At 49.7% G+C, this 21751-nt stretch carries 24 protein-coding genes; 12 read left to right on the top strand and 12 right to left on the bottom strand.

Translation table 11 applies throughout. The annotated features are described in order from the left end of the window. Positions 1 to 93 precede the first annotated feature (93 nt). Entirely contained in the window at positions 94 to 159 is a 66-nt protein-coding gene (locus tag HQ49_RS12465; RefSeq protein WP_394331878.1) for a DUF1661 domain-containing protein, read from the bottom strand. A 10-nt stretch (positions 160 to 169) separates the two neighbouring features. Between HQ49_RS12465 and HQ49_RS12460 the strand changes: the two genes are divergently transcribed. Beyond that, positions 170 to 298, top strand: a complete 129-nt coding sequence (locus tag HQ49_RS12460) for a hypothetical protein (protein ID WP_394331877.1) — start codon at positions 170 to 172, stop codon at positions 296 to 298. A gap of 32 nt (positions 299 to 330) precedes the next feature. Here the strand turns inward: HQ49_RS12460 and HQ49_RS00230 are convergent, their stop codons facing one another. The 10 genes from HQ49_RS00230 to HQ49_RS00185 form a co-directional block, all read right to left on the bottom strand. Then, positions 331 to 1125: a polysaccharide deacetylase family protein gene (locus HQ49_RS00230; RefSeq protein ID WP_039417769.1), complete on the bottom strand. Its 795-nt coding sequence runs from the start codon at positions 1123 to 1125 to the stop codon at positions 331 to 333. Continuing rightward, positions 1113 to 1823: a glycosyltransferase gene (locus HQ49_RS00225; RefSeq protein WP_039417768.1), complete on the bottom strand. Its 711-nt coding sequence runs from the start codon at positions 1821 to 1823 to the stop codon at positions 1113 to 1115. The genes HQ49_RS00230 and HQ49_RS00225 overlap by 13 nt, the downstream gene beginning before the upstream one ends. Continuing rightward, positions 1810 to 2997: a glycosyltransferase family 87 protein gene (locus HQ49_RS00220; protein WP_039417767.1), complete on the bottom strand. Its 1188-nt coding sequence runs from the start codon at positions 2995 to 2997 to the stop codon at positions 1810 to 1812. The genes HQ49_RS00225 and HQ49_RS00220 overlap by 14 nt, the downstream gene beginning before the upstream one ends. A gap of 41 nt (positions 2998 to 3038) precedes the next feature. Next, positions 3039 to 3662 carry a uridine kinase gene (udk, locus tag HQ49_RS00215; RefSeq protein WP_018965854.1) on the bottom strand — a complete coding sequence of 208 codons (624 nt, stop codon included), beginning with the start codon at positions 3660 to 3662 and terminating at the stop codon, positions 3039 to 3041. 55 nt (positions 3663 to 3717) lie between these two features. Then, the gene (gene spt / locus HQ49_RS00210; protein WP_018965853.1) at positions 3718 to 4905 is read right to left on the bottom strand and encodes a serine palmitoyltransferase; all 1188 of its coding nucleotides are present in this window, start codon (positions 4903 to 4905) and stop codon (positions 3718 to 3720) included. A gap of 365 nt (positions 4906 to 5270) precedes the next feature. Further along, positions 5271 to 5765 carry an O-acetyl-ADP-ribose deacetylase gene (locus HQ49_RS00205; RefSeq protein WP_039417766.1) on the bottom strand — a complete coding sequence of 165 codons (495 nt, stop codon included), beginning with the start codon at positions 5763 to 5765 and terminating at the stop codon, positions 5271 to 5273. Positions 5766 to 5846: 81 nt separating this feature from the next. Then, entirely contained in the window at positions 5847 to 6635 is a 789-nt protein-coding gene (locus tag HQ49_RS00200) for a UDP-2,3-diacylglucosamine diphosphatase (RefSeq protein ID WP_039417764.1), read from the bottom strand. A gap of 28 nt (positions 6636 to 6663) precedes the next feature. Next, positions 6664 to 6981 carry a metal-sulfur cluster assembly factor gene (locus HQ49_RS00195; RefSeq protein ID WP_018965850.1) on the bottom strand — a complete coding sequence of 106 codons (318 nt, stop codon included), beginning with the start codon at positions 6979 to 6981 and terminating at the stop codon, positions 6664 to 6666. 86 nt (positions 6982 to 7067) lie between these two features. Continuing rightward, entirely contained in the window at positions 7068 to 8219 is a 1152-nt protein-coding gene (gene dnaJ, locus HQ49_RS00190) for a molecular chaperone DnaJ (RefSeq protein WP_018965849.1), read from the bottom strand. Between the two features lie 43 nt (positions 8220 to 8262). Further along, positions 8263 to 8847, bottom strand: coding sequence for a nucleotide exchange factor GrpE (locus tag HQ49_RS00185; RefSeq protein ID WP_018965848.1), 585 nt, complete (start codon positions 8845 to 8847; stop codon positions 8263 to 8265). Positions 8848 to 9989: 1142 nt separating this feature from the next. Between HQ49_RS00185 and HQ49_RS00180 the strand changes: the two genes are divergently transcribed. The 11 genes from HQ49_RS00180 to HQ49_RS00130 all read left to right on the top strand — a co-directional run bounded on the left by HQ49_RS00180 (position 9990) and on the right by HQ49_RS00130 (position 20819). Further along, positions 9990 to 10511, top strand: coding sequence for an NAD(P)H-dependent oxidoreductase (locus HQ49_RS00180; RefSeq protein ID WP_039417762.1), 522 nt, complete (start codon positions 9990 to 9992; stop codon positions 10509 to 10511). Then, the gene (kdsB, locus tag HQ49_RS00175; RefSeq protein WP_039417760.1) at positions 10508 to 11272 is read left to right on the top strand and encodes a 3-deoxy-manno-octulosonate cytidylyltransferase; all 765 of its coding nucleotides are present in this window, start codon (positions 10508 to 10510) and stop codon (positions 11270 to 11272) included. The genes HQ49_RS00180 and kdsB overlap by 4 nt, the downstream gene beginning before the upstream one ends. A 43-nt stretch (positions 11273 to 11315) precedes the next feature. Continuing rightward, positions 11316 to 13337, top strand: coding sequence for a DNA primase (dnaG, locus tag HQ49_RS00170; RefSeq protein WP_039417758.1), 2022 nt, complete (start codon positions 11316 to 11318; stop codon positions 13335 to 13337). Positions 13338 to 13570: 233 nt separating this feature from the next. Continuing rightward, positions 13571 to 13798, top strand: coding sequence for a 4Fe-4S binding protein (locus HQ49_RS00165; protein ID WP_004583469.1), 228 nt, complete (start codon positions 13571 to 13573; stop codon positions 13796 to 13798). A gap of 21 nt (positions 13799 to 13819) precedes the next feature. Continuing rightward, the gene (locus HQ49_RS00160) at positions 13820 to 14902 is read left to right on the top strand and encodes a 3-methyl-2-oxobutanoate dehydrogenase subunit VorB (protein ID WP_039417757.1); all 1083 of its coding nucleotides are present in this window, start codon (positions 13820 to 13822) and stop codon (positions 14900 to 14902) included. Positions 14903 to 14922: 20 nt separating this feature from the next. Then, the gene (locus HQ49_RS00155) at positions 14923 to 15102 is read left to right on the top strand and encodes a hypothetical protein (protein ID WP_039417755.1); all 180 of its coding nucleotides are present in this window, start codon (positions 14923 to 14925) and stop codon (positions 15100 to 15102) included. Between the two features lie 16 nt (positions 15103 to 15118). Next, entirely contained in the window at positions 15119 to 15883 is a 765-nt protein-coding gene (locus tag HQ49_RS00150) for a thiamine pyrophosphate-dependent enzyme (RefSeq protein WP_013815155.1), read from the top strand. A 28-nt stretch (positions 15884 to 15911) separates the two neighbouring features. Next, positions 15912 to 16457 (top strand): 2-oxoacid:acceptor oxidoreductase family protein, encoded by a 546-nt coding sequence (locus HQ49_RS00145; RefSeq protein ID WP_012458509.1) that lies wholly within the window; start codon positions 15912 to 15914, stop codon positions 16455 to 16457. Positions 16458 to 16584: 127 nt separating this feature from the next. Further along, positions 16585 to 18873, top strand: a complete 2289-nt coding sequence (locus HQ49_RS00140) for a RelA/SpoT family protein (protein WP_039417754.1) — start codon at positions 16585 to 16587, stop codon at positions 18871 to 18873. Positions 18874 to 19071: 198 nt separating this feature from the next. Continuing rightward, the gene (gene rplS / locus HQ49_RS00135) at positions 19072 to 19437 is read left to right on the top strand and encodes a 50S ribosomal protein L19 (protein ID WP_018965269.1); all 366 of its coding nucleotides are present in this window, start codon (positions 19072 to 19074) and stop codon (positions 19435 to 19437) included. Between the two features lie 410 nt (positions 19438 to 19847). Then, positions 19848 to 20819 (top strand): Gfo/Idh/MocA family protein, encoded by a 972-nt coding sequence (locus HQ49_RS00130; protein WP_039417772.1) that lies wholly within the window; start codon positions 19848 to 19850, stop codon positions 20817 to 20819. Positions 20820 to 20941: 122 nt separating this feature from the next. On the opposite strand, the gene HQ49_RS00125 is transcribed toward HQ49_RS00130, so the two are convergent. After that, entirely contained in the window at positions 20942 to 21751 is an 810-nt protein-coding gene (locus HQ49_RS00125) for an MBL fold metallo-hydrolase (RefSeq protein WP_039417752.1), read from the bottom strand.

The raw sequence follows: 21751 nt of genomic DNA, 5'->3' as shown, positions 1-21751 counted from the left end.
TAAGGGCTGTCAACCTAAAGTAGAATTATAGAAAGAACCGGTAAACCAATTGTAGAACTATCCCGCCCAACTGTCAACTTTTTTCAGTACACGTCACTGAAAAACGTGGCGCGACAATTTTTTCGTTTTGGTTCGGGAAGTAAATTTTTTACGCGCCAGAACGAAAACAATCTCGCGCGTAAATCCTCGAAATCACGTTCCGCAATTTGTCCGATTTCGGTTCCGCTTTTTCAGGATACGGCAGAAGAAAGAATGGAGAGTCGGCAGGAAAAAAATAAGGAGTCAATCTCGTCCTTGACTCACAGTACTCAAGCCTCGCTTTTGAGCGAATCAGCCTTGCTTTTGAGAACGGTAGTAATCGGAGAAAGTGCCGAAAGAACAACCATCGGCAAGAAGAGTATCGATCACGGCCTCCAGTCTGTGGCACATTTTTTCGCCACTGTTATGAGTAACCGTATAGCTCAGTTTGCAGCCGGGTAAACAGCCGATCTCTGCGAACTCCCACGGGTGAAAATAAAGATTGAGATAATTGTCGCGCCGAACGGTGTGGCGAATCATCCTGATGTACAGGCTGAGGGGAAGATGGTGGAGGGAAAGCCAGAAGAGAGGGAAACGCAATAGAGGCGTTACCGAACTCGGCATCTGCAAGACCCCATACTTGTCGAAATAGGGTAATCTCGGAGCAGAGAGATGATTGTAGCGGCCGGGGATACAAGTCGGATTGAGCGAAGAATTGTACAAGTACCCGGCTTGCGCTATTTCCGCATCGTCCACGGGCATCATGCGTGGCATCCGAAAACCGCAGACATCCGGGCCATCCCACAGAGAAGCGAGCTTCTGACGAGACTCGGCAAGGTGTTCTTGAGTGAAAGAGGAGTGAAACACTCCATGAGAGGCCAATTCGTGTCCTTCCGAGTAGATCCTCTTTCGCAGATCCTCCGGCAATGACTCCCAGAAAGTGACGGTACTGAAGAAGGTGGCCCGAACGCCTTTTTTCTTCAGTATATGGAGGATGTCCTCTGTCCCTTGGCGACTGATGCGCAACTGTTCTTCCAAGGGAAAGTCTTTATATCCCTGCTCAATCGGCACATCGAACTCCTCAATATCGAAACTCAAGAGAACCATCTTGCTCTGATCAGTTTGGGGATTTTATAGACTTCACGAAGGATCGTCTTGGCTTTCATTACCGACAGAGAGATGTCGGGACGAATGGAACCGCTGACGACTGCTATACGCACTTTTTTTCTCTTCGCCAGACAGATAAATTCGGTATCGAACAGGAAACTATCTATCCGTGTTTGGAGGAAAACGGAACGTCCCGTTGAGGAGAACCCCTTGAGTCCTCCCTGTGTATCCGTCGTTGGCAGGAAGAAGAATTTATTTACAAAATGCGAAAAGTCGGAAAGCATTTTCCTCTTAAAGCGAATCCTTTTCCCATAAGATTCCGGCTCTCTACGGGATATAACGACGTCTGCACCTTCCAGAAGGGCTTCTATCACTTGTTTATATGAGTCCGGAGTAAACGGCAGATCATAATCCGTATAGAGCACAAAAGGTGCATCGGTTTGTCCTACGCCATAGCGGACGGCAAAGCCTTTTCCTCTATTCTTGGCGTAGTCGCAATAGACAACTTTCCATCGCGATGCAGCCCAATGCGAGCGTACCTCGTCAGAATGACCGTCATTGCTCCCATCGGGTACGATGAATATGCGGAAAGTCACGTCCGGCATACTATCGGACAAGGCTGTCAAGCGAGATATAGTCTCTCGCTCCCATCCCTGACCGGGACGATATGCCGGCAGTACCACATCAATTCTGATCATAAGCCAAAGAGGAGGATGTGTCCGCTTGGGTCGGGAGATAATGCGTGCGAAGCAACTCAATACTCAACCGTATCCAAACCAAGGTCGGGAATAGAGCCTTCAAGGCGTATGGGAGCACGATACTCTTGCGAAGAGCCGCCGGGAACAGATCGGTAGGCGACAAAGAGGAGAGGAGTAGTGTTCCGACTAAGAGTGTAATATCCAGCCGATCGGGTTTCCCTTTGGGACGATGCACGAACCAAATACCGACGCCCAACAAGGCTATGATATAAGTACTCGATTCGCTACCGGTACTGAACAAAACGGTGAAAAGCAGGGTCGAAGCCAAAATACTCATTCGGAAGAATGGAGCCTTGTACTGACTGAATCGGAGGAAAGGAAGAGCGAACAGGATAAGTCCGGGTACTAACAACAGCAAGTCGGAATAGCCGGCACTGCCGGTCATTTTCCTAACCATTCCGAGCAGGGAGACATTTTGATACAGGGAAAACAGATTCTCCCCATTCTTCGTGCCAAGGCTGGCAAACCAATCCACATATTGTTCAAGAGCATAGGAACTTCCTCCAAAGAGCATCGGCAGGATACCGATCAGACCGAACCATGCAAAAAGCCAAGCCAAATAGCGGCCTTTTCTTTTCACAAAGGGGAAGAAAGCCAATCCGACGATACCATACAGTTTGGTCAGAGTCCCTAAAACGATGAAAAGCGTTGCTGCCCATTCCTTTTTCTTTTCCACAAAAGCAAAGCTGAGCAGAATACATGCTCCTATGAGGATATTGAACTGCTGCATACACAATGCCGTGTACAGGTCAAGGAAAGCAATCCACAGGATGGCAGCCTTTTTCTTTTCGCTCGTGGGTAATTGGCTGACAGCCCAAAGACATCCGGCAACCGAAAAGCATAGCCACAGCAGCATCCCGATGAAGGAAGGCAAAAGGGCAAAAGGAGCAAAAAGGATAGGGAAGACAGGGCCGTAGAGAAAGACATCGTGATGCTCTGCCGGATAGGCCGAATAGAGCGACTGATGTCGGGAGAAATGATAGAAAGAGGAGCGGAATATGGTATAATTATTGTGCCTGTGCGGAGCCGCTTTCGTAATGGCAGATACGATGGCAGCTATCCACCACAATAGAGGAATGCTATTTTGGAAAGAAAGCCTCGGTTTTAATCGCATTAAGATTTTGGTTTTTGGGAGAAAGATCGGAGGATCGGCTGTTATTCTTCCTTGCGGATCACTGATCGGATTTTTTCGACAAGGAGGGAGAGTGCCACCGAATTGAATCCACCTTCGGGAATGATCAGATCGGCATACCGCTTGGATGGCTCCACAAAATCCTCGTGCATAGGCCGCACCGTACTGAAGTACTGTGCCAATACCGAATCCATATTGCGTCCCCGTTCTTGGACATCGCGTACAAGGCGGCGCGCCAAACGAATATCCGCATCGGTATCGACGAATACTTTCACATTCATCAGATCCCGCAGCTCTTTGTTTTCGAATATCAGGATTCCATCCAGCACGATTACTTTGGCAGGACGGACGGTTACTTTTTCTTTCAGACGATTGTGCTCTACGAAAGAATATACAGGGCGCTCTATCGTTTTGCCTGCTTTCAGGGAGAGAATATCTCGGACGAACATGTCCGTGTCGAAAGCATTGGGGTGGTCGTAGTTCAGCTTCTTTCTTTCCTCAAGGGAAAGGTGGTCATTGGCCTTGTAATAGTAGTCATGACAGAGCACAAGTACATCTTCCTCCACGAAAGCCTCACAGAGCTTTTTCACCAATGTACTCTTGCCGGAAGCACTTCCGCCGGCTACTCCTATTATCGTCGTATTCATTACCATCCCTCCTCCAAAAGGGCGTGTCGCAACACGCAGTTATCATTCATTACACTTACAAGACACCATTCTGCTTGAATACCTTATGCAGCTTTTCGATGGCAAAGTCGAGTTGCTCTTTCGTATGCGTAGCCATGAGCGAAAAGCGAATAAGGGTGTCGGACGGAGCTACCGCCGGAGAGACCACGGGATTGACAAATACCCCTTCTTCGAAAGCGTCTCGGGTTATTTGGAATGTCTTCTCGTTGTTGCGGATAAAAAGCGGGATAATAGGTGTCGATGTGTGGCCTATTTCAAAGCCGAGAGAGCGGAACGCGTTCAATGAGTAGTGCGTCAGCTCCCACAATCGGGCCAAACGCTCCGGTTCGCTAAGCATAATGTCCAGAGTAGCTGCCGCCGCTGCCGTAGAGGCCGGCGTACAGCTGGCACTGAAAATATAGGATCGGGCGTGGTGGCGCAGGTAGTTGATAACGCTCTTATCGCCTGCAATGAATCCACCGAGTGAGGCGAAAGATTTGCTGAAAGTACCCATGATCAAGTCCACTTCGTCGGTCAGACCGAAGTGATTGCAGACGCCGCGTCCATGGTCGCCCATCACACCGATACCGTGAGCTTCATCGACCATCACATTGGCGTTGTATCGCTTGGCGAGGCGAACGATTTCGGGCAAATTGCAGACATCGCCCTCCATACTGAAGACACCATCTACCACAATCAGTTTGATCTTGTCCGGATCGCACTGCTGGAGTCGCTTCTCCAGAGAGCCCATATCATTATGCTTGTACTTCAGCTTCGTGCTGAACGAAAGGCGAATACCCTCGATGATCGAAGCATGATCCAACTCGTCCCAGATGATATAATCCTCGCGGCCGGTGATGCAGGAGACAACGCCCAAATTTACCTGAAAGCCGGTAGAGAAGCTGATGGCATCCTCCTTGCCGACGAACTCGGCCAGCCGTTTTTCCAGTTCGAGGTGAATATCGAGCGTCCCATTGAGGAAGCGAGAGCCGGCACAGCCCGTACCGTACTTCTTCGTAGCTTCGATAGCTGCCTCCTTGACTTTCGGGTGGTTTGTCAGACCCAGATATGCATTGGAGCCGAACATCAAGACTTTACGACCGTCAATAACGACCTCGGTATCCTGATCGCTTTCGATTTTTCTGAAATAAGGGTAAATACCTGCGGCTTGTGCCTTTTGCGGCTCGGTATATTGAGCCAATTTATCCTGTAACAATTTTCCCATTCGCCTCAAGAGTTAGCTTATTAGGCACAAATGTAAAAAAAAACGGGACGCTGACAGCACAGATTCAGGGCAAGCGTGCAGAGAGGAGGATAGGAAAAGTCTCTTTGGAAAGCCTTCTCCCAAGACATCAAGAAGTATCGGGACGATCCCTTAGGAGTCCCCCCTGAGACCCCTAAGGAGTCTCCTATGGGATCCCTGAGGAGTGTCGGGAGAGACCCCTTAGGGGTCATGGAGGGGATCCCTAAGGGGTCTCAGGAGAGATCCCTTGGGGATGAGAGCGGGCTGAAAAGAGAAGAGAGAAGAAGGCAGAGTATACCGCAAGGCTTTTCGATGGAGATCTTGCGAGAATGTCAAGGAGCTACGCGTCAGTCCTGTGCGATATAAAACTCCTTATCCGCTTCCGAGAAGCACACGATAGTGATGTCGATGGGGCGATCTGCAATAATCTCCTCGATAGTGGCCAAAGCAATGCGAGCAGCCTGATGCTTAGGATAACGGTAAACGCCGGTACTGATGCAGGGGAAGGCAATGGTTTTCAACCCCTTGTCCAAGGCTATGGACAGCGATGTATGGTAGCAGGAAGCCAATAGATCCGGCTCTCCTTGTTGTCCTCCATGCCACACAGGGCCTACGGTATGAATAACGTATCGCGCCGGCAGATTGTATCCTCCCGTTATTTTGCTTTCTCCCGTAGGACAACCGTTGAGAGTGCGACACTCCTCCAGCAGTTCGGGACCGGCTGCTCGGTGAATGGCTCCGTCCACTCCCCCACCACCCAAAAGGGTATGATTCGCCGCATTGACAATGGCATCCCCTTCGAAGCGAGTAATATCGCCTACCGTGATTGTTATCTTTCCCATAGTGCTATTTTCGTTTATGCCCTGAACGGGCGTGATGTCGTGTTTTATCAAGCAGCCGGTCCCGACCTTGATACCGAAGGCTTATTCCATGCCCTCCATGGATTCGAGCACAAGCGTCGTACCATCCCAAACGGCATAGGAGTTGTACCGAATCCAATCGCCAAGGATCAGGACACGCTTCTCATCGCGCAATGCCATATCGACCAGCATATGCCGATGGCCGAAAATATAGAAATCCACTTCGGGATGTCGGGTACTATGCTCTTTGGCAAAGCGAATCAGCCATTCGTTTTCTATATCGAAGTAGTCATTGCTGTAGGCGTGGGGGATATTGCCGAGTGTCTTTCGCTTCTCTCCGCTGCGTCTGCTTTTCAGTGAAATGCCATAGGCCAAACCGACCGTCCAGCGAGGATGCACGGCTGCATAAAGGAGGCGTGCCAACGGATTGCGGAAGAGCCGGTACATGCAGTCGTACGAACGCTTCACAGACCGATACTCCTCATCTCCATGCGCCAAGCGAAAGAGCTTGCCGGACAACTCCACCGTAATGCCATGCATATGGACATGAGCACCCAGCTCCTGGGTCAAATAATCCGTCAGCCATACGTCGTGATTGCCGGCAAAGAAATGTATCTCCACCCCCTCATCGCTCAATTCGGCTACTTTCCCGAGGAAACGTGTGAAGCCACGAGGCACCACATACCGATACTCGAACCAATAGTCGAACATATCGCCCATGAAGTAGACAGCCTTGGCCTCATGGCGAATACGCTCCAACCATGCGGCCAAACGCCTCTCCACAGCCATGGGATCGGCATGATGGCGCGAACCGAGATGGGCATCGCTGGTAAAGTAGATCTTGGAACGCATGGGGGAATTCGATTCGGAGCCGAAGTTTTTAGAGGAATCCAAGCTCCAGCATGGCTTCCTCGCTCATCATGTCCTTACTCCATTCGGGTTCGAAGGTCAGGTCTATCTTTACCCCCTTGACGCCTTTCACGCTTTCCACCTTCATGCGAACATCCTCTATGATGAAGTCCGCTGCAGGACAATTCGGTGCCGTCAGTGTCATGGTGACGGTAACAAACCCGTCGGCTCCTACATCCACATTATATATCAAGCCCAAATCATACACATTGACCGGGATTTCAGGATCGTATACTGTACGCAGCATGCGGACAATATCCTCTTCTATCTGCAAAAATTCGTTGTTCATCGCTCAAAAACTTCGTTTGTCAAACTGCATCGCTACCGGATGCGGCAGCCTTTGTCTGGTCAAGCACCATACAGCGGTGTTGTCTTTCAATCCAACATCTCCCTGTATTTCTTGTCTATGTCCTTACGAGCGGCATCGGTAGGCTTGAAGCTGTCCGAGTTTTCCATCGCTGCGATAGCCTGCTCATCTTTGGCATCGATCGATTCGGGGATATAGACATTGACATTCACCAGTTGGTCTCCCGTACCGTAGCCGTTTACGCTGGGCAACCCCTTGTTGCGCAAGCGCAGCATCTTGCCCGGTTGTGTCCCCGCCTCGATGCGGATCTTGGCTCGTCCGTCTATCGTCGGCACTTCCACACTGCCTCCTTTTATAGCCAACGGAACGGATATAAGCAGATTGTATATCAGATCATTGCCATTGCGGATCAGATTCGGATCCGGCTCCTCGGCGATCACGACTATCAGGTCGCCATTCACGCCTCCTCGGGGCGCGGCATTTCCCTTGCCGTTCACGGACATTTGCATCCCTTCGGCTACACCGGCAGGAATATGGAATGAGATCACCTCTTCGCCGATCTCCACACCTTCACCCTTACACTTCGAGCATGGCTTCGTGATGATCTCCCCCTCTCCGTGGCAAGTGGGACAGGTGCTCTGGGTCTGCATGGCTCCGAGGAAAGTGTTGCTCACGCGCGTAACCACGCCGGATCCATGACAGGTCTGGCAGGTAGTCTTGCCATTAGCATCTTCCGTGCCATCGCCACGACATTTGCTGCATACTACCTGCTTCTTCACCTTCACTTTCTTCTCCACACCTTTACTTATATCGGCCAAAGAAAGCTTCACTCGTACACGCAGGTCTGACCCTCTACGAACGCGTCTGCGACTGCCGCCGCCCATATCGGAGAATCCACCAAAACCACCGAATCCGCCGAACAGATCACCGAAGCGGCTGAAAATATCCTCCATGGACATACCGCCTCCGCCGAAACCTCCACCGGCAGCTCCGCCCAATCCGGCATGTCCGAACTGGTCGTATCGACTGCGCTTTTGCGGATCGCTCAGGACGTCGTAAGCTTCGGCTACCTCTTTGAAGTGCTCTTCGGCCTCCTTGTCACCCGGATTCTTGTCCGGATGGTATTGGATAGCCTTCTTGCGATATGCTTTTTTCAGTTCATCATCGGTGGCATTCTTCGACACACCGAGGACTTCGTAATAGTCTCTTTTTTCTGCCATCTCTTATCCTTGTTCGTTCTGCTCCGATTCGTCGATGGGGGATTTATTCTCCCACCACCACATGAGCGTGACGTATCACTTTGTCGTTGAGCGTATAGCCCGTCTTTACACAGTCTATTACCTTACCTTTCTGCTCGGCCGAGGGTGCCGGGATCATGGCTACGGCATCGCATAGGTCGGCATCGAATGGCAGGTCTGCGGTTTCTATCTTCTTGACTCCCTGCTTCTGCAGATAGTCCATGAACTTGCTGTAGATCAGCTCCACTCCTTCTTTGATAGCGGCAGGCTCCGACATGTCGCCCAAATTGTTGAGAGCGCGCTCGAAGTCGTCGATCACGGGCAGCAGATCCACGAGTACCTTTTCTCCGCCATTGCGGATAAGCTCGCTCTTTTCCTTGAGTGTCCGTTTGCGGTAGTTGTCATACTCTGCCATCAAACGCAAATGGGTGTCGTTAAGGGCAGCCAGCTGAGCCGTGAGTTCCTCCACCGGGTCTGCCACCTTGTCGTTCTCCTCGGCTGCCGGGGCACTGTCAAGATCATTTTCGTGACTGTTTGTCAGTTGCTCGTCTCTTTCGGTATCCTGTTCGGGCTGAGGCGTTTGCTCGCGATTGTTTTTTTGCTTGTTCATTATATTGCTTTCACTTTTTTATTTCATTCATTACCAGCATGTTGATGCAGTCGAAAAGGGTTATTCACCCTTTATCGACACAAATGTACACTGTATTAACTACAAAAACCGCTCCACCTTTATATTGACGGCTCCGAACTATCCTTGGCCTCTTTCTTCTATAATTTGGGACTCTAGTACATTAATGCGTACTTGTTTTGATAACCGGACGTAGCAATCGTTAGGTTTATAAGTGTGTTAACAGTTCAAATACGATTGCCCTGGAGAGCAGCAATTACGATTCCTTGTGGTTTAGACTTTTCGCTATATTTGCTCCCCGATAGAGGCTGTGATGGGAAGCTGAATCTCGCTACCGAAGAGCTTTCGAAAGAATGAAAATGCTTTAACAAACGACTAAATGACAATAAATTATAAACACAGAAACAACCGACTACAGGCCGACTCCGGTCAGTATTCTCACCTCAACGGCTATATTCGACCTCGGAGCATCTGAATAGAGGAGAAATAGCCTCAGGCAAATAAACAAGAGCAGCCCCTCATTCGGGGACTCGAAAGATAAGGCACCCGCGAAGTTTCTTATAAACTTGGCGGGTGCCTCTTTGTTTATAGCCTTCTACAAAAGCTTTTTGGACACTCTGATTTATATACAAATGACTTTCGAACTATATATTAATTAGAAACGATTTATATATAAATAGGAAACGATCTATATACAAATCGAAAATAGTTTATATATAAATGGCAATTCCACCTTATAGAAAGCAGGTTACGCCTTCCCAAGACTCGCTTAACCATCTCTTTCATCTCGAAAACCTCTTCCTTTCTGGTGCTTATTTGGAATGATTCTAAACTCAGCTTCATTGTTGAAAACTTTTTTGGCGCGTATTTTTCATAGAGAAGCGAAGGCCCTCATGTATCCGATAAGATGGATTTCGGACACCTTCATAGACACCTCGGAGCGACTGATGATTCTTTGTCGACCACAAAGCTAATACCATACTTTTCAGACAACACACAGCGGGGAAAACCTTGCTTTTTTGGCTTATAAATCGTTTCTTTGAAGTCCCAAAATGAGACCTCTTTACAGTTCGAGACTTCTCTTTTGAGGATTTGTCATACTACTATAATACCCTTTTCAAAAAATGAAAAAAACGCTCGTAATAGTCGTTCACCCCAATTTGACCAAATCCGTTATCAACAAGGCTTGGGCCAAAGCCATCGAGGGTGCGGCCACTATCCACCATCTCTACGAACAGTATCCGAACGGACAAATCGATATAGCACATGAGCAGGCCCTGCTGGAGGCTCATGACCGCATCGTCTTCCAATTCCCCCTCTATTGGTATGCAGCCCCCTATCTGCTGAAGAAGTGGATGGATGAGGTCTTCACCGACGGCTGGGCTTACGGCGCCGGTGGGGACAAGATGGAGGGTAAAGAAATCTGCGCGGCAGTCTCCTGTGGATCGCCCGAATCGGCTTTTGCCGAAGGAGCACAGCAGTGCCATACGCTGCGAAGCTACCTGAATGTATTCGACGGAATAGCTGCTTTCCTGCGTGCTCGATTCACCGGCTACCATGCCTGCTACGACTCCTACAATCCTCGCCTGCCGGAAATGCTGCCGGCCAACTGCGAAGCCTATCTCCGCTTTATCAAAGGAGAATGAATACAGAGGTAATAGCCATCATCCCGGCTCGATACGCTTCCAGCCGATTCCCGGGCAAACCACTGGCCGATATGCTCGGCAAGCCGATGATCCAACGGGTATATGAGCGAATAGCCGGTGTCGTCCCCCGAGCCGTCGTAGCCACCGATGACGAGCGTATCCGTCAGGCCGTGGAGGATTTCGGAGGAGAGGTGGTGATGACGTCCCCCGAGTGCAGTAGCGGTACGGAACGCTGTCGGGAGGCATTCGACAAAGTAGGTCGGGGAGAAAAGATCGTCCTGAATCTGCAAGGCGATGAACCTTTTGTCCGGGAGGAACAGATCGACCTGCTGATTTCGGCTTTCGACAAACCGGAAACCGATATAGCTACGTTGGCAGAAGTTTTCTCGCCTGACACGAGCTTCGAGCGATTGGACAATCCGAACAGCCCGAAGATCGTATTGGATCATGGAGGCTATGCCCTTTATTTCAGCCGCTCCGTTATCCCATATCTCAGGGGGGTAGAGCCTGACACTTGGTGCCGCCGGCATACTTACTACAAGCATATCGGGATCTATGCCTTTCGCCCGGCCGTCCTCCGCGAGATCACCTCGCTGCCCCAAGGCTCGGCAGAGCAAGCCGAAAGCCTCGAACAGCTTCGTTGGCTGGAATACGGCTACCGGATTCGAGTGCTGCAAACACAGCAGAGCACGATAGGAATCGATACGCCGGAGGATATGGACAAGGCCATATCCTATCTCCGTTCGCTGGGTATGGAATGACGCATCTGCGACACTATATATAATATAGAATATATAGGATGAGATGATTGACGATCTGACTCGAGAGAGGATACTCGATGCGGCCAATATCGTAGAGGTCGTAAGCGACTTTGTTTCGCTCCGCAAGCGTGGCGTGAACTACCTCGGCTTGTGTCCTTTCCATAGCGATCGCAATCCTTCGTTCTCCGTATCGCCGGCAAAGAACCTCTGCAAATGCTTCGCCTGTGGCGAAGGAGGTTCGCCTGTTCATTTCATCATGAAAATCGAACAGCTCAGCTATAGCGATGCCCTGCGTTATCTGGCGCGTAAATACGGGATCGAGATTCACGAACGGGAGCTGACCGATGAGGAGAAGAAACTCAAGAGCGATAGAGAAAGCATGTTTATCCTCAATGAGTTTGCCAACGACTTCTTCAAGAACAACCTTCTCAATACCGTCGAAGGCCGGACCGTCGGGATGACTTACTTCCGCCAAAGAGGTATTCGTCCGGAGACCGTACAGAAGTTCCAGCTCGGCTATGCACCCGAAGAGAGGTCGGCTCTCAGTGACGAAGCTATACGAAAAGGGTTCAAGCCCGAATACTTGGTCGATACAGGGCTTTCCATCCGATACGAAGACAACAAGGCCTTACACGACCGTTTCCGTGGACGAGTCATTTTCCCCGTACAGACCGTAAGCGGCAAGATCGTAGCCTTCGGAGGAAGAATTTTAGGGAAGAAAGACAAGGCCGCCAAGTATGTCAATTCTCCCGAAAGCATCATCTACTCGAAGAGCAAAGAGCTGTATGGGCTATTCCTGGCCAAGAAAGAGATTGCTCGCCGAGACAAGTGCTTCCTTGTCGAGGGTTATACGGATGTCATTTCGATGCATCAGTCCGGCATCGAAAATGTGGTGGCTTCCTCCGGAACGGCTCTGACACAGCAGCAGATCAACCAGATACACCGCTTTACCTCGAATATCACAGTTCTATACGATGGTGATGCAGCCGGGATCAAGGCAGCTCTGCGTGGTATCAACCTGCTACTGGAGCAAGGCATGCACGTGAAAGTGGTTCTCCTGCCTGATGGAGAAGACCCTGACAGTTTTGCCCGCAATCATACCGTAGCGGAGTTCGAGGAGTATATCGAGCAGCATGAAACGGATTTTATCCGCTTCAAGACACAGCTCTACTTGAGCGACATGGAGCGTGACCCCATCCGAAGAGCACAGCTCATTACCGACATTATCGGCAGTATTGCTCTGATCCCCGACGACATCACACGCCGTGTCTATGTCCAAGAAACAGGGCAAACCCTCAGTATGGATGAGCGGCTATTGGCTCGCGAAGTCCAGAAGATGAGGTTCCGCGGGAGTACGTACTCCGCCCCACAACCCACCATCCAACAGCCGGCGATTACCTCTGAGAGGAAAAACGATTCGGACAACCCCGTAGGCGCGGAAGACCATAGTACCGAAACTCCAGCCGATACTCGTTCGGCAGAGGTGGGGCAACCCTGCTATCCGGCCAAATATGAAGAGGAACTGCTCCGTCTGATCATTCGCCATGGCGAAAGAAAACTCCTCATATACAGGCATGAAGAAGGAGCGGAAAAGCAGACTCCATCGGAGGTCACCTTGGCTTATTACATCAAATCGGACTTGAATGCGGATGGAGTAGATATTGGCACCGACGTGTTCAGACAGATTCTCGATGAGGCTGCCGAACAATCGTTCGACAGTGGTTTTGTAGCAGCCAAGTACTTCAGAGATCACCCCAATGCACAGATCAGTCATATTGCGGTCGAGCTACTGACCGATCGCTATGCTTTGAGCCGTATTCACTATGGAAAAGGGGAGGAGAGCAATGCGGAAGAAGACCTTCAGATGCGAGTGGAACGCGAACTTCTCACCATCAAAAATGTTTTTATTCAGGTACAAATCCGTGCTTTGCAGAAAGAAATCGTACAAGCTCAAAAAGCCGGCGACATCGAGTTGCAATTAGAAATAATGAACGAACTGCGCAGCATGAACGAAATGAAAAGCGAGTTGGCGCGTCGTCTGGGGGATCGCACCGTATTGCCCTGATTGACAGGGATAATATGGGCTACTTCGACCTGAAAGAATCTTGTGTCGGATCGACTTCGTCACAACGGCACGAGGTCAAAACATGCTAAAGAACATTTTCCCGGCACAAAAAGGACGTGAACGATCGAAAAAACCGCCTTTATAGGTATCAGGAGGGAAAGAATACCTATCTTTGGGACGTCAAGATTACTCACTTTTAGGTATTCGAAGTCCTTATTAAAAAGATAACTATAATGGCAAAAATCAGAGGAGCTGTGGTCGTTAATACCCAGCGTTGCAAAGGTTGCAATCTATGTGTAGTGGCTTGCCCGACAAAAGTGCTGGAGCTACACCCGAATGAAGTCAATGACAAAGGCTATCATTACTCTTATATGAAAGATCCCGAAAGCTGTATCGGCTGCACCAGCTGTGCAACAGTATGCCCGGATGCATGTATCACGGTGTACAAAGTGAAATTGTAACAAAAAAAACAGAGAAAAAATATGACAGAAGAAATAAGGCTGATGAAGGGCAATGAAGCCCTTGCACACTCAGCAATACGTAACGGTGTGGATGGCTACTTCGGCTATCCTATCACTCCGCAGTCTGAAGTTATGGAAACGCTCATGGAGGAGCATCCATGGGATACGACCGGTATGGTTGTCTTGCAGGCAGAGAGCGAAGTCGCTGCCATCAACATGGTTTATGGCGGTGCCAGTTGCGGCAAGATGGTGATGACCTCTTCCTCCAGCCCGGGTATGAGTCTCAAGCAAGAAGGAGTGAGCTATTGTGCCGGTGCCGAATTGCCCTGCTTGATTGTAAATGTTATGCGTGGAGGCCCCGGCTTGGGAACGATCCAACCCGGACAGGCCGACTATTTCCAATCTGTCAAGGGTGGCGGACACGGTGACTATCGTCTGATCACATTGGCACCCAACTCCGTACAGGAGATGGTCGACTTCGTTGGCCTCGGACTGGAGCTGGCATTCAAGTACCGCAATCCTGCACTCATCCTTTCCGACGGTATCATCGGTCAGATGATGGAAAAGGTGATATTGCCTCCGTTCAAAAAGCGTCGTACCGAAGACGAAATCCGCGAGCAATGCCCGTGGGCAACTCTCGGTCGCAAGGGAGGTCGTCAGCCGAATATCATTACCTCTCTCGAGCTTGATTCGGCGGTTATGGAGCAGAACAATCTCCGCTTCCAAAAGAAATATGCAGAGATCGAAGCCAATGAAGTTCGCTACGAAGAGTATCAGACGGAAGATGCCGACTATATCCTCGTTGCATTCGGATCTTCTGCACGTATCTGCAACAAAACGGTACAGCTCGCACGCGAGCAGGGTATCAAGGCAGGTATCTTGCGTCCGATTACCTTGTGGCCGTTCCCGACCAAAGAGATCGCCAAGCTGGCCGATCGTGCCAAAGGCTTCCTTGTGGCAGAGCTGAATGCCGGTCAGATGGTAGAAGATGTTCGTTTGGCCGTAAACGGCAAGGTTCCCGTAGAGCACTATGGTCGTATGGGCGGTATGCTCTTCTCTCCTGATGAGATTCTGCAAGCACTCAAAGAGAAAGTAATCAAATAAGTAGAGAATATAGTCCGAGAATGGATCTCAAGAAAGTCAACGGCATACTGACGATAGCCTTCTATCTCCTGCTGGTACTTACGGTGGCCATGTTCCTGTTTTACAGACAGACAGAGCAGAGGTGGCTGTATCTGATACCGGGGTTTGCAGCTGTAGCAGTCAGGGTGACGGGATATTTCATCAGTTCATTCAAACGCTAATAACACAGTTATCACAATGGAAATCAACGATATTATCAAACCGGAAAACCTGGTTTACGCTAAGCCGACTTTGATGAACGACACGGATATGCACTATTGTCCGGGTTGTAGCCACGGAGTCGTACACAAACTCATCGCAGAGGTAATCGAAGAAATGGGTTTGACGGAAGAAACTATCGGCATCGCTCCCGTAGGATGCTCAGTATTCGCCTATCGCTACATCGATATTGACTGGCAAGAGGCTGCCCACGGCCGCGCACCGGCTCTGGCTACGGCAGTAAAGCGTCTGAATCCGTCTAAGCTGGTATTTACATATCAGGGCGATGGTGACTTGGCCGCCATCGGAACAGCCGAGACCATCCATGCAGCCAACCGAGGAGAAAACATCGCCATTATATTCATCAACAACGGTATCTACGGTATGACCGGAGGTCAGATGGCCCCGACTACCCTTGAAGGTATGGCTACGGCTACTTGCCCTCAAGGAAGAAACGTAGAGCTGAACGGCTATCCGCTGAAGATTGCCGATATGCTTGCTTTGCTCGATGGTACTTGTCTCGTAACGCGCCAGACCGTGCACAACGCAGCAGCTGTTCGCAAGACGAAGAAGATGATCCAGAAGGCATTCGAAAACTCTATGAACAGAAAGGGTACTTCTATTGTCGAAGTTGTTTCTACATGCAACACTGGCTGGAAGATGAGCCCTGCAGCATCCAATGACTGGATGATGGAGAACATGGCTAAACAGTATCCTCTGGGAGATCTTAAGAATATCGACTAACCTCCCATTCAAACAAAAGAAAAGTATCATGACTTACGAAATTGTAATTGCAGGTTTCGGAGGACAAGGTGTCCTCTCAATGGGTAAGATCCTTGCTTACTCCGGTTTGATGGAAGACAAAGAGGTATCTTGGATGCCTTCATACGGACCCGAACAGCGTGGGGGTACATCGAATGTGACGGTGATCGTGAGCGACGAACAGGTAAGCTCGCCGGTTCTCAATGAATACGACATTGTGATCGTACTGAACCAGCCTTCGCTCGATAAGTTCGAGCCGCGCGTTAAGAAAGGCGGTATCTTGGTTTACGATCCGGACAGCATCGTACTCAAGAATAAGCGCGACGATATTCAAATCTATGAAGTGGATGCTACACAAGAGTCGCTCCGCATGGGTAACCAAAAGGCATTCAACATGATTGTCCTCGGCGGTGTTCTCAAGGTTGCTCCGATGGTTAAGATCGAAAGTGTGATCAAGGGTCTGAAGAAGACACTGCCCGAACGTCACCACAAACTCATCCCGATGAACGAGCAAGCCATCCAACGCGGTATGGAGATCATCAAACAGATACACTGATCCGAAAGAGACAATCTAATTCGATCAACACATATACAATAAAGAGACTGTGCCGGAATATCATTTTCGGCACGGTCTTTTTTTTACATTTGTATAATAAGACCACATTGTAGATTGAAAATAGATTATGGAGCCAAACGTGAGTGCAAAGAATCCCGATATAGAAACGGAAAACAAGGTCTCGATCAGCGAAGAAGAAGCCCTCGTACAGCGGGAATACTCTTTGTTGATTCAAGACTATTTGAACTCCAACCATCGTCGCAAAGTGGAAAAGATCGACAAGGCTTTCCACTTGGCCAAGGATGCTCATGCCGGTGCCAAGCGACGTAGCGGGGAGCCTTATATCCTCCATCCTATTGCCGTGGCGCGGATTGTATGTCAGGAGATAGGGTTGGGATCCACGTCCATCTGTTGTGCCCTGTTGCACGACGTGGTGGAGGATACGGAGTACACCGTGGATGATATGCGCGACATGTTCGGAGAGAAGGTGGCACAGATCGTCGACGGCCTGACCAAAATATCCGGTGAAGTCTTTAGCAATAGCTCCGCACAGGCCGAGAATTTCCGCAAGCTGATTCTGACGATGAATGATGACATCCGCGTTATCCTCATCAAGATTGCCGATCGTTTGCATAATATGCGTACACTGGACTCCATGCTTCCGGCCAAGCAAATGAAGATTGCAGGCGAGACGCAGTACGTCTATGCTCCTTTGGCGCATCGTTTGGGGCTCTTCGCGATCAAGAGCGAGCTGGAAGATTTGAGTTTCAAATACGAGCATCCACAGGAATATGAAGCCATCAAGGAGAAAATCCGCATCACCGAGCAGCATCGTTTAGAGCTATTCGAACATTTTGCGGCACCGCTCAAACAACGGTTTGCCGGCATGGACATGTCCTATGAGATGAAGGCGAGGGTCAAATCCGTCTATTCCATTTGGAAGAAAATGGAAAAGAAAGGGGTTCCTTTCGAAGAGATTTACGACCTTTTCGCGGTGCGAATCATATTCGAATCTTCAGCTACCGTCCCCGACAAAAACCGCTGCTGGGAGATCTATTCGGCCATCACGGATATATATCGCAATCGTCCCGACCGTATTCGCGACTGGGTCAGCAATCCCAAAAGCAACGGATACCAAGCACTCCACCTGACGGTCATGGGTCCGGATGGCGAGTGGGTGGAAGTCCAGATCCGTAGCCGAAGGATGGATGACATTGCAGAGAAAGGATTCGCTGCCCACTGGAAATACAAGGGCGACAACGTGGAGGAAGATTCGGAACTGGAGAAATGGCTCAGTACCATACAGGAAATACTGGAAAATCCGAATCCGAATGCTCTCGACTTTCTCGATACGATCAAATTGAATCTATTCTCCAACGAGGTAATGGTGTTCACGCCAAAAGGCGAGATCAAACGTCTGCCACAGGGAGCTACGGCTTTGGACTTTGCTTATTCGCTTCACTCCGATTTGGGAGATCATTGTATCGGTGCCAAAGTGAACCACAAACTTGTTCCACTCAGCTATGTACTCAATAGCGGCGATCAGGTGGAAGTACTTTCGAGTAAGAGTCAGCAGCCCACCGAAGAGTGGTTGCGCTATGTAACTACAGCGCGTGCCAAATCGAAAGTGGATTCCTTCCTCCGACGCAAAAGACGTGAGATGGTCAATCGAGGGGAAGAAAAGGTAGTCAGCGTTATCCGAACATCCGAATCCATGGTCTCTGCCGAACTTTTGGATAGGATCGCAGCCTATTTCGGTTTCCTCAATCGAGAAACATTCTTCTACGCTGTCGGTACAGGTACGGTATCTCTGCCCGAAAGCTTCAAGAAACTGCTTCAGGGAGAGCATAGCGGCAACTTCCTGATGAGGGCTATCCGTTCGGCACTGAAAGCGGGCAAAAGCAACAAAACCTCCTCTCCATCCGGCAAGCCGGCAGAGAAAGAGGATAAGAAAGCTTTCAACACCAAAAAGACTTATATCCTGCAGGAGGACGAATTCTCCCGCAACTATCAGATCGCTGAATGCTGCAAGCCTATTCCGGGTGATGATGCTTTTGGATTTATCAACGATGACGATACCGTCGTGGTGCACAAGCGATCGTGCCCGATCGCCATGCGTCTGAAGAGCAGCTTCGGCAATCGCATTCTTTCCACCGAATGGAGCCTGCACAGTCACACCTCGTTCGAAGCCAAACTGGCTCTTAAAGGCATCGACTCCACCGGCATCCTTACTGCCGTAACACAGATTATTTCGGAAGACTTCAACGTCGGCATCAAGCACATACAGCTCACGGCCAAGGATGGTATTTTCGAAGGACAAATCCATCTGCTCGTGCACAACTCCGACGACCTGCTCAAAATTTGCCATCGCCTCCGTCAGAACAAATATGTACAGTCCGTGGGGCGCGTATCCTGATAGCTGAGGGAGTCTGTCTTTTTATCTTCGTTAGTTCCGTGTCTCAATGGGGTAAATTCGTGCTGTTTTTGGCGCGAGTTTTGCCGATTGGAAGCTTTTTTGTTACTTTGCAGTCGCTTTGCGTAATCTCTGACAGGAAATAACGTGCGACCTGTGTATATTGCGTTTAGTACTTAGCTAATCCAAAAAGCAATACAAATGGACTTTATTAAAATCGTTAACGAAGAGTTCAAATCAGGAAAAGAACATCCCAAGTTTAACAGCGGTGACACCATCACTGTTGAATATCGTATCAAGGAAGGTAACAAGGAGCGTATCCAGAAGTACCGCGGTGTGGTAATACGCATTAGCGGCCATGGCGACAAGAAGCGCTTCACTGTTCGCAAAATCTCAGACGGTATCGGTGTAGAGCGTATTTTCCCCATCGAAAGCCCCTTCATTGAAAATATCACCGTTGAGAAGTATGGTAAGGTACGTCGTGCCAAGCTGTATTACCTGCGTGGCCTGACAGGTAAGAAAGCCCGTATCAAAGAGCGTCGCGTAGCTCTTCCTGCCAAAGACTAATTGACGGATAGCGATTATTGGGAGAGGAGGCTCCTCGCATAAGGAGAGGATGTATATAGAGTTATAATCCTCGTTCCCAAAGAAGCTACAGTCTGCATTATGCAAAGAAGGTGTGTCGAGATTATCTTCCGGCGCACCTTCTCGTTTTTAACAGAGGAGCCAAGAGAAAGCTGAAAACGGGTGTATCGAAAAACAAATTCGACACACCCGTTTTCGGGTTATTGGCAATGGTACTGGGGAAACGTGACGATTAATCCGATCAGCTGTAAGATGCCGGCGACCCTCGCCTTTTCTTTCCCGATAGAGCGCGAATACAATCACGCAAGAAAAGCGAGAGAGTTTTTCGCCTTTACTCCTTACCTTTGTCCGGATCAGGATGTTTCTGATCGGATATAATGAGGAACAGGACAATGCACAACTTTGCCATCATCGGTGTGGCCGGCTATATCGCTCCGCGCCATCTTCGCGCCATCAAGGATACGGGCAATCGCTTGGTATCGGCTATGGATAAGTTCGACAGTGTGGGTATCATGGACAGTTACTTCCCGAAAGCTGCCTTCTTTACGGAGCAAGAACTGTTCGACCGTCACAACTCCAAGCTACGAGGGACCGATCAGGCTATCGACCATGTGTCCGTATGTACGCCGAACTATCTGCACGATGCCCATTGCCGCTATGGTCTGCGGCTTGGAGCGGATGTGATATGCGAAAAGCCTTTGGTGCTCAACCCTTGGAATATAGACGCTTTGCAGGAGATCGAGCAAGAGACGGGGCATCGGATCTATAATATCCTTCAACTGCGACTCCATGAGTCGATCGTGGCTCTGAAGAGAAAGATCGAAGCCGGACCGGCCGACAAGATCTATGATGTCACGCTGACGTATATTACTTCGCGTGGCAACTGGTACTATACGAGCTGGAAGGGAGACGAGCGTAAGAGCGGCGGCATAGCTACGAATATCGGTGTCCATTTCTACGATATGCTGTCGTGGATTTTCGGCAGTGTCCGACACAATGTCGTACATGTGTATGAGCATGACAGGGCTGCCGGCTATCTGGAATTGGAGCGCGCCCGTGTGCGTTACTTCCTCTCGATCAATGAAGAGCTTCTGCCCGAGAATGCCGTACAGGGAGAGAAGCGAACCTTTCGTACGATAGAAATAGACGGCGAATCATTCGAGTTCAGCGAAGGATTTACAGAGCTGCACACCGAGAGTTATCGGCGGATTTTGGCCGGCGAAGGTTTCGGTTTGGACGAGGCTCGCAACAGTATTCAGATCGTCCATGACATTCGCAATGCTTGTCCCGTAGGGTTGAAGGGCGAATACCATCCCTTCGCACGTTTGCCTCTGGCCTCTCATCCTTTCGGATGGAGACGCTGAAAAAAGGGATTTCTATAATCTTATGATCCGCTCACCCTTGCTCCTGTAACAATCTGTTATGGGGAGAGAGCTTATCGGCCGTAGTATGCGAAGCGAGAGAAATGGGAAGGAGTCTCCGGAGATCAATCCTCCAAGAGAGTATACAGGGCTGAGGGGGATGTACGTTTGAGTACGGTGAGTTCCATATCTTTTCCGACACGGATTCCTTCATTGAATAGGCGATATTCGATGGATTTCCAGCACAAGTCGGGGTGGTTGTTGTCCTTGCTCAGGTGGCACAGCCATACGTGTTTCATCCCCGGATGGAAAGTTCGTGCAAGGAAGTCGCCCGTTTCCTGATTGCTCAGATGTCCGTTTGGCCCCGATACCCGTTCTTTCAGAAACTCCGGATAGGGTCCGCTTAGCAGCATCTCACAGTCGTAGTTGGCTTCCATGACGAGGTAATCGGCTTTGGATGCATAGTGAGAGATGGTGTCGGTGATGTGTCCGACGTCGGTGCACAGCGTAAAGCTGAAGCCCGGAGCCGTGATATGGTAGCCTACGTTTTCTGTGGCATCGTGAGGGATGGGAAAGGCCGTTATATCGAATCCGGCCAGACGAAATGTTTCTTCCTGAAGGATATTGCGCCGTGAAAGGAGCGGGAGGTGATCCACATATCTACTGCTGTTGATACCGTTGTGGACTTTTTCTGTAGCGAATACGGGCAGATGGAATTTTTCTCCCAGGCAGCCGATAGTCCGGATATGGTCGGCATGGTCGTGCGTAACCAATACGCCCACTACATTCCCTTCGACGGGTATCTGATGATCTTTAAGGGCTTTGGAAATGGTTCGTAATGGAATGCCTGCGTCGATAAGCAGTGCCTGATTGCCATTGGAGAGGTAGTAGCAGTTGCCACTACTGCCACTGGCGATACTCATGAATTTGATCAT

Source organism: Porphyromonas gulae (assembly GCF_000765945.1).
GTDB classification, from domain to species: Bacteria; Bacteroidota; Bacteroidia; order Bacteroidales; family Porphyromonadaceae; genus Porphyromonas; species Porphyromonas gulae.
This window is presented reverse-complemented; position numbering and strand designations above follow the sequence as displayed.